Annotated in this window: 19 protein-coding genes; 9 read left to right on the top strand and 10 right to left on the bottom strand. The window is 64.7% G+C overall.

Going from position 1 to position 14,409, the window contains the following annotated elements:
* The first annotated feature begins 1 nt into the window (after position 1).
* Positions 2–1,483 (top strand): ATP-binding protein, encoded by a 1,482-nt coding sequence (locus BJI69_RS16050; protein WP_052767078.1) that lies wholly within the window; start codon positions 2–4, stop codon positions 1,481–1,483.
* 26 nt (positions 1,484–1,509) lie between these two features.
* Here BJI69_RS16050 and BJI69_RS16045 read toward each other — a convergent pair whose 3' ends face one another.
* Positions 1,510–1,713 (bottom strand): hypothetical protein, encoded by a 204-nt coding sequence (locus BJI69_RS16045; RefSeq protein ID WP_046966761.1) that lies wholly within the window; start codon positions 1,711–1,713, stop codon positions 1,510–1,512.
* A 174-nt stretch (positions 1,714–1,887) separates the two neighbouring features.
* On the opposite strand from BJI69_RS16045, the gene BJI69_RS16040 reads away from it, so the two are divergent.
* Positions 1,888–2,595 (top strand): Crp/Fnr family transcriptional regulator, encoded by a 708-nt coding sequence (locus BJI69_RS16040; RefSeq protein WP_046966760.1) that lies wholly within the window; start codon positions 1,888–1,890, stop codon positions 2,593–2,595.
* Between the two features lie 3 nt (positions 2,596–2,598).
* On the opposite strand, the gene BJI69_RS16035 is transcribed toward BJI69_RS16040, so the two are convergent.
* From BJI69_RS16035 to BJI69_RS16020, 4 genes are all read right to left on the bottom strand, one after another.
* Positions 2,599–5,469, bottom strand: coding sequence for a TonB-dependent receptor plug domain-containing protein (locus BJI69_RS16035; RefSeq protein ID WP_125903085.1), 2,871 nt, complete (start codon positions 5,467–5,469; stop codon positions 2,599–2,601).
* 195 nt (positions 5,470–5,664) lie between these two features.
* Positions 5,665–5,907, bottom strand: coding sequence for a DUF3820 family protein (locus BJI69_RS16030; RefSeq protein ID WP_046966759.1), 243 nt, complete (start codon positions 5,905–5,907; stop codon positions 5,665–5,667).
* Positions 5,908–5,924: 17 nt separating this feature from the next.
* Complete coding sequence (locus BJI69_RS16025; protein WP_046966758.1) at positions 5,925–6,161, bottom strand: hypothetical protein; 237 nt, start codon at positions 6,159–6,161, stop codon at positions 5,925–5,927.
* A 65-nt stretch (positions 6,162–6,226) separates the two neighbouring features.
* A complete protein-coding gene (locus BJI69_RS16020) occupies positions 6,227–6,472 on the bottom strand; it encodes a hypothetical protein (protein ID WP_046966757.1) in 246 nt (81 codons plus the stop codon).
* A gap of 204 nt (positions 6,473–6,676) precedes the next feature.
* Here BJI69_RS16020 and BJI69_RS16015 point away from each other — a divergent pair, with 204 nt between their 5' ends.
* Positions 6,677–7,717: a TraB/GumN family protein gene (locus BJI69_RS16015; RefSeq protein WP_078023237.1), complete on the top strand. Its 1,041-nt coding sequence runs from the start codon at positions 6,677–6,679 to the stop codon at positions 7,715–7,717.
* Here BJI69_RS16015 and BJI69_RS16010 read toward each other — a convergent pair.
* On the bottom strand, positions 7,684–8,721 hold the full coding sequence (locus BJI69_RS16010; protein ID WP_425476862.1) for an Lnb N-terminal periplasmic domain-containing protein: 1,038 nt from the start codon (positions 8,719–8,721) through the stop codon (positions 7,684–7,686). The genes BJI69_RS16015 and BJI69_RS16010 overlap by 34 nt on opposite strands.
* A gap of 178 nt (positions 8,722–8,899) precedes the next feature.
* Here BJI69_RS16010 and BJI69_RS16005 point away from each other — a divergent pair, with 178 nt between their 5' ends.
* Positions 8,900–9,598: an HAD family hydrolase gene (locus tag BJI69_RS16005; protein WP_046966755.1), complete on the top strand. Its 699-nt coding sequence runs from the start codon at positions 8,900–8,902 to the stop codon at positions 9,596–9,598.
* 15 nt (positions 9,599–9,613) lie between these two features.
* Here the strand turns inward: BJI69_RS16005 and BJI69_RS16000 are convergent, their stop codons facing one another.
* Entirely contained in the window at positions 9,614–10,027 is a 414-nt protein-coding gene (locus BJI69_RS16000; RefSeq protein WP_046966754.1) for a PAS domain S-box protein, read from the bottom strand.
* 160 nt (positions 10,028–10,187) lie between these two features.
* Here BJI69_RS16000 and BJI69_RS15995 point away from each other — a divergent pair, with 160 nt between their 5' ends.
* Positions 10,188–10,721 (top strand): BON domain-containing protein, encoded by a 534-nt coding sequence (locus BJI69_RS15995; protein WP_052767075.1) that lies wholly within the window; start codon positions 10,188–10,190, stop codon positions 10,719–10,721.
* Between the two features lies 1 nt (position 10,722).
* On the opposite strand, the gene BJI69_RS15990 is transcribed toward BJI69_RS15995, so the two are convergent.
* The 3 genes from BJI69_RS15990 to BJI69_RS15980 form a co-directional block, all read right to left on the bottom strand.
* Complete coding sequence (locus BJI69_RS15990; RefSeq protein ID WP_046966753.1) at positions 10,723–11,145, bottom strand: response regulator; 423 nt, start codon at positions 11,143–11,145, stop codon at positions 10,723–10,725.
* Positions 11,146–11,279: 134 nt separating this feature from the next.
* Positions 11,280–11,804: a tetratricopeptide repeat protein gene (locus BJI69_RS15985; protein WP_052767074.1), complete on the bottom strand. Its 525-nt coding sequence runs from the start codon at positions 11,802–11,804 to the stop codon at positions 11,280–11,282.
* 79 nt (positions 11,805–11,883) lie between these two features.
* The gene (locus BJI69_RS15980) at positions 11,884–12,243 is read right to left on the bottom strand and encodes a DUF1304 domain-containing protein (RefSeq protein ID WP_046966752.1); all 360 of its coding nucleotides are present in this window, start codon (positions 12,241–12,243) and stop codon (positions 11,884–11,886) included.
* Positions 12,244–12,341: 98 nt separating this feature from the next.
* Here BJI69_RS15980 and BJI69_RS15975 point away from each other — a divergent pair, with 98 nt between their 5' ends.
* From BJI69_RS15975 to BJI69_RS15960, 4 genes are all read left to right on the top strand, one after another.
* Positions 12,342–12,617: a hypothetical protein gene (locus tag BJI69_RS15975; RefSeq protein ID WP_125903083.1), complete on the top strand. Its 276-nt coding sequence runs from the start codon at positions 12,342–12,344 to the stop codon at positions 12,615–12,617.
* 83 nt (positions 12,618–12,700) lie between these two features.
* Positions 12,701–13,069 carry a UBP-type zinc finger domain-containing protein gene (locus tag BJI69_RS15970; protein ID WP_046966750.1) on the top strand — a complete coding sequence of 123 codons (369 nt, stop codon included), beginning with the start codon at positions 12,701–12,703 and terminating at the stop codon, positions 13,067–13,069.
* Positions 13,066–14,046, top strand: a complete 981-nt coding sequence (locus tag BJI69_RS15965) for an NAD(P)H-quinone oxidoreductase (protein WP_046966749.1) — start codon at positions 13,066–13,068, stop codon at positions 14,044–14,046. The genes BJI69_RS15970 and BJI69_RS15965 overlap by 4 nt, the downstream gene beginning before the upstream one ends.
* A 20-nt stretch (positions 14,047–14,066) precedes the next feature.
* The gene (locus BJI69_RS15960) at positions 14,067–14,402 is read left to right on the top strand and encodes a tRNA-binding protein (RefSeq protein WP_046966748.1); all 336 of its coding nucleotides are present in this window, start codon (positions 14,067–14,069) and stop codon (positions 14,400–14,402) included.
* Positions 14,403–14,409: the final 7 nt, after the last annotated feature.

Raw genomic sequence — 14,409 nt, 5'->3', positions numbered from 1 at the left:
GATGACCGGCGGCCGCGAAAAGATATGGGCGATCTCGCGCGACCTGTACGTCGTGCTCGGTCGCGACGGCCGTTACCGCGACACCAATCCCGCCTGGCAAAGCGAGCTGGGTTACGAAGACTCCGAACTGGTGGGCCTCGACTTCGAGCAACTGGTCCACCCCGACGACCTGGACCGCGCACGCGATGCCGTCAGCCAGATGGTCGATGGCGAAGTCGTCGAAGACCTCGAGTTACGCCTGCGCGCGAAAGATGGCAACTACCGATGGTTCGCATGGACCTGCGTCCCGGACCGCGACGTGGTCTACGGCATGGGCCGCGACACCCAGCGCCGGCGGGACATCGATGAGCAACAACGGCATGCGCAGAAGCTGGAGGCGCTCGGTCGCCTCACCGGCGGCATCGCGCACGATTTCAACAACATCCTGGGCGGGATCGGCGGCGCGATCGAGGTCGTCGCCGAACGGCTGGACAGCGGCCGCACCGACGGCACCCGACGCCTCCTCGACGCTGCCAGCGGCGCGGTGAAACGCGCCGCTGGCCTGACCCACCGACTGCTCGCCTACGCCCGGCAGCAAGCCCTGTCACTGTCTGACGTGGACGCCAATGGCCTCGTCAGGGAGCTCAACCTCCTGCTGCGCCCGCTCATAGGCGAACAGGTGACGCTCGACTTGCGCATGCACGAAGGCCTGTGGCGCACCCTGTCCGACGCCAGCCAGCTCGAGAGCGCCGTGCTCAATCTTGCGATCAACGCACGAGACGCGATGCCGACAGGCGGGCGACTGACCATCCAGACGCGCAACGTTTCCGATACCGACATCGGCAGGGGGCGCCGCGATTACGTCGTGATCGCGGTCACCGATACGGGCACCGGCATGTCGTCGAGCGTGGTCGAGAAAGCCTTCGATCCGTTCTTTACGACCAAGGCGATCGGCCAGGGTACGGGGCTCGGACTGTCGATGGTGGACGGCTTCGCACGACAGACCGGCGGGCGCGCCATCATCGAATCGACACCGGGTCGCGGCAGTACCGTGAGCCTCTGGTTGCCGCGCCATGTCGGCGAGAACGCCGCCACCCACGCCCATGTGGACGCCGCCATGGTGCGCGGCCGAGGCCAGCGCGTGCTGCTGGTCGAAGACGAAGAGATGCTGCGCGCGATTGCGCGGGAAGTGCTCGAAGAAGCCGGCTACCAGGTGCGCGATTGCGCCGACGGTCAGGAAGCGCTTCGCCTGATCGACGCCGGGCCACCGCCCGACCTCCTGGTGACCGATATCGGCCTGCCCGGCATGGACGGCCACCAGCTCGCGCTAGCCGTTCGCGAAAGCTTGCGGACCCTTCCCGTCCTTTTCGTCACCGGCTACGCCTGGGACGCGTTCGCGGATTCGCCGACGTTGCCGGAAGGAACCGCCATGCTGAGCAAGCCGTTCTCCGTCCATGCCCTCATCGATGCCGTGGCCGACCTGCTCGGCGCGACCCGCGCGTAGCATGCGCGTTCGCGCGGTGCCGATCGTCAGGCGGGCTCGACTTCACCCGACGAGACCACCGCGGCGTCATGCGACGAAGCGGCGCGCTGCATGGCAACCAGGAAATCGACGCCATAACGCATGACGAACGGCGCCACCGTGCCGGGCATGAAGCCATCGGGCCAGGGTGCGGCGTTGCTATCGGTGTCTTCGACGACGGGTGTGCTGACTTGCGTGACTCGACGTGCCATGGCCTTGACGGCCCCCTTTTGGTGTTCCCCCGTCGCTCTTACTAAGGCAAAACCACGGCAAGGTCAATGGGTGGGGCATCTGCGGCAAAACGGCGCAGCGGGATGACCTTACCCACCGCCCCCCATGACGCGGCCTAAAATACAGCTGCGCTCCCTGAGTGCCGGAGGTTACCCGTGTCGACTGCATCAGCCCTTGCCAGCCAGTTCACCGCCGCGCGTCGGCCGTCCATCTGCTGCAATGCGTCCTGCCGCCACGCCGCCGTCTGCGAAGCCACCCAGGGGGGTGATCCCACCCTGCTCGACATGCGCCAGGTGGTCGAGCGCGTCGGTCCTTTCTCCGAAGGCGATCGGCTGGTCCAGCCCGATGCACCTCACCGTGCCGCCTTCGCCGTGCTCAGTGGCCTGGCAAAGACCGTCGGCGACGGACGCGTGCTCGCCTTTCACCTGCCCGGCGAACTCTTCGCCCTCGACGTACCCCGTACCCAGACGCACAGCGCGTCGGTAGTGGCCGTCGGCAAAACATGGTTCTGCCGATTTCCCCGCACCGCCACCGACGCACTGTGCGAACACAGTGAAGCGATCGCCGCCCATCTACGCGCCCTGCGCCGGCGCGAGCGCGCATTCACCCGCCGCGCCACCGACGGTTCCGCCGCCGAGCGCGTGAAGTCGTTCCTGCTCGAGCTACTCGATCGCCGTCGCCGCGTGGAAGGTATCGGCAGCGGCTTCATCCCGCTGCCGATGTCGCGCGACGATATCGGTTCGTACCTTGGCATGAGTGCGGCCACGGTGACCCGTATGCTGGCGAGGTTGCGAAGCGAGGGATCCATCGCCATCCGTGCGGATGGCGTGGATGTGCTTCAGGAAGCATCCCTGCGCGGCTGATCGTTACAGCTTCACCCGAACACCGACCGTAAAGAACCGCCCGACGACGCCATTCTGCGCATAGGTCGGGTTGTAGTTCAGTGCCGCGTAGTTCAACGGGTCGAACGGCGCCTTCTTGTCGAACGCGTTCATGACCGAACCCGTGATCGCTATCTTGTCCGTAAGGTCGTAGCGGCCGGTCAGGTCGAAGTCGGTGAACGAGGCCATCCGGCAATTCGCCGGGAAGTTTTCGCCCGTATCCGTATTGGTCGAGAAGCAGCCGTCCGTCACGTCGGGCGCGGTCAGCTTCAGGCCGCTGGTGTAGTACAGCGTGCCGGTGATCGTCGCCTTGCCGAACGTGATGCTGTTCGCCCACGAGCCGCGATAACGCGGCGTACCCGCACCCGACGACACGCCATACGGACCATGCGTGCCGACGAAATCGAGCGTGGTGCCGTCTTCGAGGGTCAGCTTCCAGCTGATGATCTTGGTCAGGTTGATCTCGCTGGTGAAGCGCGTGTTCTCGTTGAAGCTGTAGCCCGCCTTGAGATCGAGATCGATGCCCTGGGTTTTCAGGGAGTTCTGGTTCACCCACGGCGCCGCCACGACCAGCGGCCGCGGCAGTGCGCCGGGTGCCGCCGGGTCGGGACCGTCCGCGATGATCGCCGAGCCGGCTGGCAGGGGTTCACCGGCAAAGTAGGCGTCGAGGACGGCGTTGGGATCCTGCTGCGCGATCACCCCGGTCTTCTTGATCCGGTAAAAGTCCAGCGACGCGCTGAGGTCCTGCGTCGGCTGGAACAGCAGGCCGAGGGTGTAGCTCTTCGAGCGTTCCGGCTGGATCTTCGGATTGGACGTGGTCAGGAAGGCCAGTGGATACGGCTGCACGTAGCCGCTGTTGTTATGCGCATTCTGAAAATCTTCTGGCGGCGTGAACGTCGCGAAGCCTTCGCTCTGGCTGTTCCCGCTCTCGGAGAAGCCCGGCGCACGGTAACCCTTCGAGAACGTGCCGCGCACGGCCAGTTGCTCGAACGGTTTCCACTTGAAGCCGATCTTCGGCGAGAAGTTGTTGCCGAAGTCCGAGTAATGGTCGAAGCGGCTGGAGGCATCCACTTCGAAGGACTCGGTAAAGGGTGCATCCAGCTCGACGTAGATACCGCCTACCGTGCGCTGGCCGCTCGTCCGCGCGACACCCAGCCCCTGCGCCTGCAGGTTCGCATTGAGATCCGGATCGTTCTGTTGCTCGTGGCGCACGTCGACGCCGGTGGCCAGACCGAGCGAGCCCCCGCCCAGATCCATCAGCGGACGCGTCACATGGAAGTCGATCGATTGCAGGTCGCTGGTCGACGTTTTCCGCAACGTGGGCGAGAGTGCATCGAGCAGCTCACGCGAGTTCGCCGACGGATTGACGAAGTTATACGTGCCATTGGTGATCGCGGAGATCAGCTGCCCGTAGTTGAGCAGACCATCCAGGCGCGTATCCAGCGAATCGTGGTTGAGCACCAGGGCCGTGTCGTAGCTCCACTCACCCCACTGTCCGGTGAGACCGCCGACCAGGCGGAGGTTGTGGTTGTCCGTCTGGCCACTGGCCAGGGCACTGGGGAACGAGTAATTGATCAGTGCCGCACTACCCTGGGCCGCGAACGGGTTGTTCGGATTGAGGGAACCGTCCGGCAGCGTCGCCGGCAAGGCGATCGCATTGGTGTTGTTCGGCGTGCTCGCCTGGATCTGCGCCGGAGTACCCGGGAACGAGGTCTTGACCTCGTAATAGCTGCCGGCGATATAGGCCTGCGTCGTATCGGACAGCTTGATGGTGAAACGGCCATACAACCCGCCCCGCTCCGTCGTGGGCTGGATCGCGGTGTAAAGGGCGCGATTCTGCGCGCAGTAACTGCCCGGATTGGCCGGATCGTCGGTGATCAGGGTACCGAGCGAACCGCACGATTGCAGCGGTTGCGCGAGACCGCCCGGGTCGGCCACCCCGGAGGTGACATCGCCTGGCCGAGACAGGGTACCCGGCGTCACCGTGCCGTAGATCGAACCGGAATTCTGCGAGGGCTGGCCACCGATGAGGTTGTTGCCGCCGCTGCGACGCAGGTCGGCCGTGTTGTACGGATAGCCCCTATCGCGGGTCATGATGCTGTTGTCTTTCTGGTATTCGGCACTGAAGTAGGCATTCCAGCCGTCCTTCCTCAGATCGCCACCACCGAACAACACTGTCCCGCGCTTCGTGGTCCCTCCGCCATGCTCCGACGTACCGACATCGGCGGTGAACTCCGCCCCCTTGAAGCTGGGCTTGAGAATGATGTTGACCACGCCGGCGATGGCGTCAGCGCCATACAGCGACGACGCACCGTCCTTCAGTACTTCGATGCGGTCGATCGCGTTCGACGGAATGGTGTTGAGATCGACAAAGGAACGCTGGCCGTCGTCGGTCACCGGGTAGTTAGCCGCACGCCGGCCGTCGATAAGGACAAGCGTCGAGTTCACGGTCAGGCCACGCAAGGCCACGCCCGTCGAACCGACCGCAAAGCCGGCGGTAAACGAGGCCGGGATGGAACCGCTGTTGTCGGCTGAAATGGAGCGTACGACGTCGGACACCGTGGTCAGGCCGCTTTTCTGAATCTGTTCGGCCGTGATGGTGGTCACCGGCGACGGCGTTTCCACGTCGATGCGAGGCAGGGCCGAACCGGTGACCGTGATGGCGGTCAACTCAGTGGTCTTTTTCGCCTGGTCGTCCGGCGGCGGTGTTTGTGCGGGCGAGGCCGAGGGCGCCGGCGCGGCGGCCGGCGCAGGTGGCGTCTGGGCCGACACTTGGGCACAGGCACAGGCAAGAGCGGCGGCGATGGCCAAAGCGAGGCCGTGGCGCCGAGGCGCCATGTTTTTTGTCGTTTTCATTGTGAGTCTCCGGGCCTTAGGGGAGTTTGGCTGGGACCTGGCGACCCTGCGAATGAGAACGCAACGAGAGATTCACAGGGACGCAAGGAAAACTTACGCCGTGTAAACGTCGTGCACCATCGGCCATTCGGAATAACTTGCACACCCTGAAAAGGGCCTGTTCTGGCACGCGCTATGCACGTGCCATGCGGACGATCAACGGGAGCTCGAGGCCTTGCGCAGGGGGTCGAGCAAGCGGCGCAGGCCGTTGTGATCCAGTTCGAGCATGATCGCAAGGAGGCGGCCAAGCTCTCCCGGCGGGAAGCCTTCCCGTGCAAACCACGCGAGGTAGTTTCCTGGAAGGTCGGCTATGGCCCTGCCCTTGAACTTGCCGAAGGGCATGATGGCCGTGGCGAGTTTTGCGAGGTCGGCGCGGAAGGCGTCGTTGGGATCGGTCATCCCCGCATTCTAACCGCCTACTCGTCGCCCGGATCGAAGCCCTCGCGATCCTTCATCAGCTTGCGCGCCGCCGCGATGCCCAGGGTCAGGCCTTCGGCACAAGCGTCCTCTTCATTTTCGTGCAAGGTGGTGCACAGCTTCTCGGCGATCTCGTCGCCATCCTCGCTGATGACGTATTTGCCGCGCCAGCGCCCGGGTTTGGCAACATAGCACGAACCTTCCACGTCGAAGAAACCGATTTTTCGATGCGTCATGAGTGGGGTGTTCCTCCTTTTCTGCCCCCCATCCTATGCATCGCGCATCAAGGTGACGTGCAGCGCTATTGCAGGCCACTCACCGGACGCTTGGCGTTGGACTCGAATTCGCGCCAGATACCGTCCGCGCCTTCGACCGAGACCAGCACCTGCAGGCCGCTGTGGACGCCCAGCAGCTTGGACTGCTGCACGGCGTACGCGATAGCGCCCACGCGCGTTTCGAAATTTTCCATGGGCACGCCATTCATCTGCACGTGCCATAGCCCTGCCAGGTCGGGGCTGAACGGAATGTCGTAGATCACCAGTGCCATGAATCGGTGGGTAACCCTGTTTGTTACAGCGGACGCGGCGGATGGCAAAGATTATCCGTTCGCGAATGCACCCACAATGGAAGGATCACGCACTATTTCCTTCACGCCGGACTCACCATGAAAGGCGCTGTACACGTGAACGCGAGGCCAGCGGGCATCACCGATGGCAGGCGATCGGTGGGCGTGTTCGTCTAGACTTCGCCGATGACGACGCCCCGCTTCTTCCTTGCCCTGCCCCTCTTCGTCGGTCTGGCCAGCGCGGCCGGCGCGCAGACCCGGACGACTCCCCCGCCTGCCGCCGTTCCGGCGCCTGCCAGCAGCGTCCCGACGCTCGAAGCCGTGACGGTCAGCGGCGTGCAGCCCGGACCGGGCTTGTGGAAGGTCACCAAGGGTGGGCACACGTTGCTGATCCTCGGCAGCCTGGCGCCCATCCCGCAGAACATGACCTGGAAGGCGGACGAGGTCGACGATGCCCTCGCCCATGCCAGCGAGTTGATCCTTCCGCCGAAGGTGGACATCAAACCCAACGTCGGCTTCTTCGGCAAGCTCGCCCTGCTGCCGACGCTGATTGGCGTCCGCAATGCACCCGACGGGGCGACCCTCAAGGACACCCTGCCTGCGGACGTCTACGCGCGCTGGCTGACCGTGAAGGCCCGTTACATCGGTGACGACCGTTCCGTGGAGCGCTACCGCCCCATCTTCGCCGTCGTGGAGCTGTACAAGAACGCCGTCAAGAAGAGTGGCCTCGGCAAGGCCGGTGTGATCACCCGCACCGTGGTCGCCATCGCCACGAAGTACAACGTCAAGCAGACACCGGTGCAGTACACCTTGCTGGTCGACGATCCGCGCAAGGCGGTAAAGGAGTTCAAGCGTTCGACGCTGGACGACCTTTCGTGCTTCACCCTGAGTGTCGAAAACATCGATGCGCAACTGGCCGACATGACCCGTCGCGGCAATGCCTGGGCCACCGGCGATATCGGCGCACTTCGCGACGACCGCACGGCCAAACAGCGCGCAGCCTGCCTCGATGCCGTTACCGACGGCGGCGTGGCGCAGCGCATCGGCCTGACCGACATACCGAAGGCCGTCCGAGACACCTGGCTCGGTGTGGTCGACAACGCCATGGCCCACGATACGCAAGCCGTCGCCATCGTGCCGATCGAAGACCTGCTCGGCGACGACGGCTACCTGACCGCGCTCAAGGCCCGGGGCTACAAGGTCGAAGCCCCCGACGACGGCGACTGAGCCGGCGGCACGCCCTCGCGGATGATCGCCGAGAAGTCGTCGCCCGGCTTCGTCGCCCTCGCCCGCTCGGTGATTCGTCCGAGCCGGCGCCATTCGTCCACCGAGAACCGTCGATCCAGCGCGCCGTTATCCCTGAGGTACCCCGGCAGGTAGCCAGTCAGAAGCAGGCGGATGTCGAACGGAAGACCGTCGTCGATGCGTCGCGCCATGCGGTAAACGATCGTCGTGCAGTTCGAGGTCACCGTATTGTAGAAGCGCGGCCGCTCGACCAGTTCGTTGGCTGCCTTGACGTAGGACAGGAAAAGCGAGCGCATCGCTTCGTTCGGCATGCGTAACGGGAAAATGTAGTCGTCCTCGCCGCGCACATTGGTCCGCACGCGCACGATGTCATGCTCGTCGGCGGCGATCAGCACCAGTTCGAACTGCTTGAAGAACCCGCCAACCTCCGAGAAGGCCTCACCCTTTTCGCGGCGGATCTCCATCGAAAAGACCACGTGGCGGCCATCGTCGAAGCCAAACGACAGCATGGCGTGCGCGATCGCTTCGCTCGACCAGTAGGAGAGAATCGCGTCCGCCGAAACAAGATGATCGAGATCGTAGTCGCGGGTCTCCCAGCGCGCGTCGTAATCGTCGTCGCTGCGCCAGTCGAAGTCGCGTACGTTGCGCAGGGTGACATGCGATCCGTGGACCTCGCCCGATAGCAACTGGGCCACATCGTCCGACCAGAGCCGGTCGTTACGTGGCCGGATGGTGGTCCACCAGCCGATCAGCAGGACCAGGGCGACGGCCAGGGCGATCGGGGCCCACCACGCGCGCCAGCCGAACAGCGCGATCACCAGACCCAGATAGACGACGCTCCACACGACGGCACCGCTGGCGCGTAACGGGACAGCGCCGGGAAGCTGGTAGAACAGGGCGATCGCTCCCCAGGCACCGGAGAAAAACAACAGAACACCGGCGACGGCTCCCGCGACGGTGCGGGCGAGCATCCTGCGTTTTCTCATGGGTAACGGGCTTCCGGTTGGCACATCCGGCAAGCGTCGCCGCTGCGCCCTGCGAACGCAAACGATTCCGCTGCCGAAACGACCTATTCGGACTATGGCGCACTGCCACAAAGCGCGTTATTTTCGGCGTGAAGCCGGGCATACGACCACGGCAACGCTGATTTCGAGGGGGGCTGGCATGGTCCGTTTTCCGGCGATACCGCAGGCGATCGTCTTCGACCTCGATGGCGTCCTCTTCGACACCGAAGCGCTGTACCGCGACGCCCTGCTCGCCGCGGCCTCGGACCTCGGCATCCAGATTCCCCTGTCGCTATGCCAGCGCATGGTTGGGCTGCACGGGCATGCAGCCCGCATGCTGCTTCGGGAGTACGTCGGTGACGAAATCGACCTGGATGCCGTGTGGACCGGTGCCTCGGAGCGTTACCACGCCATGTTCGACACCGACCTCCGGCTCAAACCCGGGGTCACCGCCCTGCTCGACACCCTCGACGAATTCGGCCTGCCCCGTGCCATCGCGACCTCGTCGTCGCATGGCACGGCCATCCACCACCTGGAGGCATTCGGTCTGCGCGACCGCTTCGACGCCCTCGTGGCAGCGGGGGACTGCGAACGCTGCAAACCCTACCCGGATCCGTACGTGCGCGCGGCGCGCATCCTCAACAAGCCCGCCAATTGCTGTCTCGCGCTGGAAGACTCCCAGGCAGGGGTCCGTTCGGCCGTGGCCGCCGGCCTGCCGACGATCATGGTGCCCGACCTGCAGCAACCCTCGGCGGAACTGCGCCGCCTTTGCGCCGGCATCGCGACGGACCTGGTCGTGGTCAACGAATGGCTTCGCCAGGCCTGCGGCGCCGCCAGCCGCAACGAGCCAGCCCACTGATCAACCCGCCGCCGATCAACCCGGTGTCAGACCGCTGATCGCGTCGTGGACCAGGACGGAAGCGACCTGGTCGCCTTCCGCGTCGACCACGGGATAGGCCGAACCCTGCATCGTCTGCCGGGAGCCGTCGGGGCGACGAATCACCCAGCGCGCGTGTTTGCTGGTCTCCCCGTTGCGGACGGCACGAGAGAGCGGCAGGTCCTCGGACGGGTACGGGCGGCCTTCTTCGGTGAAGATGCTGTACATCCGGCTGTAGTCTTCCGGCCCCACGGCCAGCCGGACCCAGCCATGCAATTCCGCGGCACGCTCGTTGAGGTGGACGATGTCGCCCTGCGCGTCAGCAACGATCACGCCGAAGGACGTGTCCTTGAGACTGCGCCAGGGATGGCCGCCAAAGGTCCACGGCTCATCGAAACTGATACGCGACATCTCACCCCCGTTACGATGTCTGGCGGATCGCCGCTTTCCGGCGATGTGTGGGCCATAGTGGCCAAAAGCGCCGACTGCCACAAGGGAACTACGTCGCGTCCACGCGCCCTGCATGGAAAAAAGCGAACACTGAGGACTCTTACCGCGCGGGAGCCGCACCATGGGCCGTTTTGACGAACGCAACGTGCCGGGCGACGAGTTCGGCAGCATGTATGCCAACCGGGGACGCTTCCCCGACCAGCGCGACTTCGGGTCCAGCCCGTACGAAGCGGGCCACGAGTCCGGCGCCGGGCATCATCCCGGCCATCGCGACTTCGGCGGGCACCACGCCTACGAGGGGCGTCATCCGGGCCATCGCCATTTCGGCCGCGACGAGGGCACCTCGACGCAGCCAGGCGAAAGTCGCCGCTGGACGGCTTCGGGCTATCCCGGCGGGCACCGCGGGACGGGGCCACAGGGCTATGTCCGTTCCGACGAGCGCATCCGCGAGGACGTTTGCGAACGACTGACGCTACATGACGCGATCGATGCCTCGCATATCGAGGTCGATGTATCCGGGGGTGTCGTCACACTGGGCGGCGACGTGCCAGAGCGTTACATGAAGCACCTGGCCGAGGACGCGGTGGTGGAAACCATCGGCGTGAAAGACGTCGCCAACACGCTGCGCGTGCGTGCCGGCGGGGCCGCGGCCTGAGTCAGGCCCGGCCGACAACCGACACGGTGATGCTGGCCGGTGCGGTCGCATGCACGGCTGCGTGGCAGCATGCCTCACGGATGGCCTGCTCCAGCTGTTGTGCGCTGTAGGGTTTACACACAAGAGGTGCGAGATAGCGAACAGGAATATCGAGCGGCATGGCCCCCGTGGCGAGCACGTAGGGCACGCCACGGCGGATCAGTTCGTCCAACGCGGGATACGCCATGACGCCCTGCAGATCCAGGTCGACGACGGCGACATCGCAGCGTTCCACATGCGCAACGCGGATGGCTTCCTCGATACACCCCGCGCACGCCACCACGTCGTAACCCAGTCGCCCGACAAGCAGGTCCGTCAGCGCTGCGGCGAGGCCGGAATGGTCTTCAAAAATGATCGCGCGTGGCGCGGACCGCTCAGTACTCATGAAAGCCTCGATATCGGCTTTGGGGAACCTGGGAGTCAAACTACTACCGAATTTGCACGTTGAACATAGACCACTAGGTAGATTTTTCCGTGCGATTCCTTGTCTCGATTGAATCGCGAATCCGTCATATCCCGCTACCGTTCGTCGGTGGGTTCCACGATAAACGGCGGTGCGCCCCCGTTCCCTTTATTTCTTGCTCCGACGTCGTCGCCCACCCTGGCGAGGCGTTGCACGATCCGGCCGCTGTCTCCGCGAAGGCCATCACCGGGCTCGCTCGCGCGAGCGCTGGCGACCAGGGCCGCCTGCGCCTGCTTCAGCCGTACGACGCCGAGGTTGTATAGGGCCTGCGCGTAGTCGGGCCTGAGCTTGATCGCACGTTCGTAGGCCTGCCCCGCCTCGTCGAGTTTCTGCAGGCGGAAGCGGGCATTGCCCAGGCGGAACCATGCGTCCGGGTCCTCAGGCGCGGCCGCGACCACGGATTCGTAGAGACTCGCCGCCTGCGGAATATTTCCGCTCGCATAGGCCTGGTTGGCCGCCTGCTCGTCACGGGCGGCGTCGGCCGCGCGATCGGGCGCGTGCAGGGTGCGATGTCCCGCGCATCCGGCGAGGACGGCCATCGTGGCGATCAGGGGCAGTCGGGAGAATCCACGTAGGGTCACGTTTGCAGCTCCTCAGGGAAGGCGACAGTCACCTTGCCCCTCGAATGCGCAATCCGTCAAATACGCCGCACGCGGTATATCAGCGCGCAAGCCATTGTGCTGCCAGCGCCAGGGCAGCGGGCAAAGCCTGCACGTACAGGATCCGCCGGCTCGCCGTGAGCGCGCCCCAAAGACCGGCGACCACGACACAGCCCAGCCCGTAAAACACGAAGGCGGTGGCGAAGGGCTCGCGCAGGACCAGTCCGAGGACCAGCGCGACGACCAGAAAAGCGTTATAAAGCCCTTGGTTGGAGGCCAGGGCCGCGCTATCTTGCGCGAATTGGGGCGTGATGCCGAAGACCCTGGGGCCACGGGTGCGCCAGAGGACCATCTCGAGCAGCACGATGTACACGTGGATCAGAATCACCAAAACGGTGAGTACGGTAGCGGCGACGGCCATGGCGATCCTTCCTCGGGAGTGACCGCGATTCTACTTAGGCCGGATGGCGGATTGCAGGGCCTCTATACGGACGCTTTCATTAGAAGATGCGTAACCTGATGGCAGCACAGGAGATCTCGCTGGAGGCCCTCGGGCTGCTCCAGGCCTTGCTGCATCACGACTATTGCGAAGCGCAGTTCCGTGCGAACCATGTCGCGCGACACGCCCTCGAACATGAGCATCTGCCCGTGGCCGACGCGGCCGAGCGGATCGAAGGGCTGCTCGAGCAAGGCTGCCCGAACAGCATGGAGTTGCGGATCGCCCTGCGCTTCCTCGCCGCCTCGGTGGACAGCATGCAGATGGTCGCCCTCCATCGTGCCGGTCGCATTCTATGAGCGCCATCGAGAGGGTGTACGGAACATCTAGACAGGCCGCCGCGGCTGTCGGTTAGGATCGGGCATCCCCTCCGGAGTTGCCCATGAACAAGCAAGACGACGGTATCAACCTGGACGCCGAGCCCAGTGGCGACGGCTGCGTCGAGTGCCTGGCAGCCGGCACCTGGTGGTTCCACCTTCGCCGTTGCGCCGAATGTGGTCACATCGGCTGCTGCGACGATTCGCTGCACAAACACGCCAGCAAGCATGCGCATGCCACCGGTCACCCGGTGATCCAGAGTTTCGAACCCGGCGAAGACTGGTTCTACGACTACCGTACCGACGACATGTTCGAGGGTCCGACCCTCAAGGCGCCGCATAGTCATCCCCGCGAGCAACCGACACCAGGCCCGGAAGGCCTCGTGCCGCGCCGCTGGCAGGCGGTACTCGCCCATGGCGAGGAAAACTCGTGAAGGCCGTTGTCTTCGACGATTTCGGCCCCGCCGATGTGCTGCGACTCGACGATGTCCCCGAGCCCGAACTCCGGGACAGCGACCTGCTCGTCCGCAATCATGCCGCCGGCGTGAATCGCGCCGACATCATCCAGCGCACGGGTGGCTATGGCAGGGATAGCTTCGGCGACTCCGCCATCATGGGCCTGGAGATCGCCGGCGAGGTGATCGCCGTGGGCAAGGACGTACAAGGTTTTGCCGTCGGCGACCGCGTGATGGGGATCGTCGGCGGCGGTGGCTATGCCGAACAGGCCCGCATCGACTACCGCATGGCGATGCCGATCCCGCAGGGCATGGATTATGTGCGTGCCGCTGGCATCCCCGAAGTCTTCGTCACCGCCCATGAAGCCGCCCTCCACCTCGGCCGTCTCGACGCGGGCGAAAGCATCCTCATCCATGCCGCCGCCGGCGGCGTGGGGTCCGCCGCCGTGCAACTCGCTCATGCGGCGGGCGCACGGGTTTTCGCTACCGCGGGTGCCGCGAAGCTCGATCGTCTTCGCGAGTTCGGCGCGGATGTCGCGATCGATTACAAAGCCGATGATTTCGCCAGGGTGATCGAGCGCGAGACCGACGGAAAGGGCGTCGACGTGATCGTGGATTTCATCGGCGCACCCTATTTCGAACGCAACCTCGCATCGCTCGGCTATGGGGGGCGTCTCATCGAGGTCGGCCTGCTCGGCGGCGCCAAAGGCGCGACGCTGCCGTTGGACCGTTTGCTCTATCGCCATCTGCAGATCATCGGCACGGTGATGAAGTCGCGTCCGCAGCGTGTCAAGCAAGCCATGACGCAACGCTTTCGCGATCGTTGGCTGCACGCCTTCGACGATGGCACGCTCGTGCCGGTGATCGACAGTCAGTTCGTCCTCGCCGACGCTGTGCAGGCACACCGACGCATGGAGTCCTCGTCCAGTGTCGGTAAGATCATCCTCACCATGTAACCGCAAGGACGAGCCTGACGATGAGTGAACCGATCACCTGGGCCGATTTCGAGAAAGTGATGCTGGTGGCGGGTACCGTCACCCGTGCCGAAGTGTTTCCCGAAGCGAAACGCCCCGCCTACCTGATCTGGGTGGACTTCGGCCCGCATGGCGAGCGTAAGACCAGCGCGCAGGTCACCGGCGTGTATCAGCCCGGCGACCTCGTCGGTCGGCAGATCGTCGGCGTGATCAATTTTCCGGAGAAACAGATCGGCCCCGTTCGCTCGCAGTTTTTGCTCACCGGCTTCCACACCGATGAGGGTGTGGTGATCACGACCGTGGAGCGGCCCGTGCCCAATGGGACTCGGATGGCCTGATCGAACC

It is taken from the genome of Luteibacter rhizovicinus DSM 16549 (assembly GCF_001887595.1).
In the GTDB taxonomy this organism is placed as follows: domain Bacteria; phylum Pseudomonadota; class Gammaproteobacteria; order Xanthomonadales; family Rhodanobacteraceae; genus Luteibacter; species Luteibacter rhizovicinus.
The sequence above is the reverse complement of the archived record's forward strand: the minus strand, read 5'-3'. Positions and strand labels throughout refer to the sequence as shown.

Coding starts and splice junctions, on each gene's coding strand:
- BJI69_RS15975 (WP_125903083.1), top strand. CDS start 12,342: ATGGCAGCACAGGAGATCTCGCTGGAGGCCCTCGGGCTGCTCCAGGCC.
- BJI69_RS15990 (WP_046966753.1), bottom strand. CDS start 11,145: ATGAGTACTGAGCGGTCCGCGCCACGCGCGATCATTTTTGAAGACCAT.
- BJI69_RS16035 (WP_125903085.1), bottom strand. CDS start 5,469: ATGAAAACGACAAAAAACATGGCGCCTCGGCGCCACGGCCTCGCTTTG.
- BJI69_RS16005 (WP_046966755.1), top strand. CDS start 8,900: ATGGTCCGTTTTCCGGCGATACCGCAGGCGATCGTCTTCGACCTCGAT.
- BJI69_RS16030 (WP_046966759.1), bottom strand. CDS start 5,907: ATGACCGATCCCAACGACGCCTTCCGCGCCGACCTCGCAAAACTCGCC.
- BJI69_RS16025 (WP_046966758.1), bottom strand. CDS start 6,161: ATGACGCATCGAAAAATCGGTTTCTTCGACGTGGAAGGTTCGTGCTAT.
- BJI69_RS16045 (WP_046966761.1), bottom strand. CDS start 1,713: ATGGCACGTCGAGTCACGCAAGTCAGCACACCCGTCGTCGAAGACACC.
- BJI69_RS16020 (WP_046966757.1), bottom strand. CDS start 6,472: ATGGCACTGGTGATCTACGACATTCCGTTCAGCCCCGACCTGGCAGGG.
- BJI69_RS15970 (WP_046966750.1), top strand. CDS start 12,701: ATGAACAAGCAAGACGACGGTATCAACCTGGACGCCGAGCCCAGTGGC.
- BJI69_RS15960 (WP_046966748.1), top strand. CDS start 14,067: ATGAGTGAACCGATCACCTGGGCCGATTTCGAGAAAGTGATGCTGGTG.
- BJI69_RS16000 (WP_046966754.1), bottom strand. CDS start 10,027: ATGTCGCGTATCAGTTTCGATGAGCCGTGGACCTTTGGCGGCCATCCC.
- BJI69_RS16050 (WP_052767078.1), top strand. CDS start 2: ATGACCGGCGGCCGCGAAAAGATATGGGCGATCTCGCGCGACCTGTAC.
- BJI69_RS15980 (WP_046966752.1), bottom strand. CDS start 12,243: ATGGCCGTCGCCGCTACCGTACTCACCGTTTTGGTGATTCTGATCCAC.
- BJI69_RS16010 (WP_425476862.1), bottom strand. CDS start 8,721: ATGAGAAAACGCAGGATGCTCGCCCGCACCGTCGCGGGAGCCGTCGCC.
- BJI69_RS16015 (WP_078023237.1), top strand. CDS start 6,677: ATGACGACGCCCCGCTTCTTCCTTGCCCTGCCCCTCTTCGTCGGTCTG.
- BJI69_RS15995 (WP_052767075.1), top strand. CDS start 10,188: ATGGGCCGTTTTGACGAACGCAACGTGCCGGGCGACGAGTTCGGCAGC.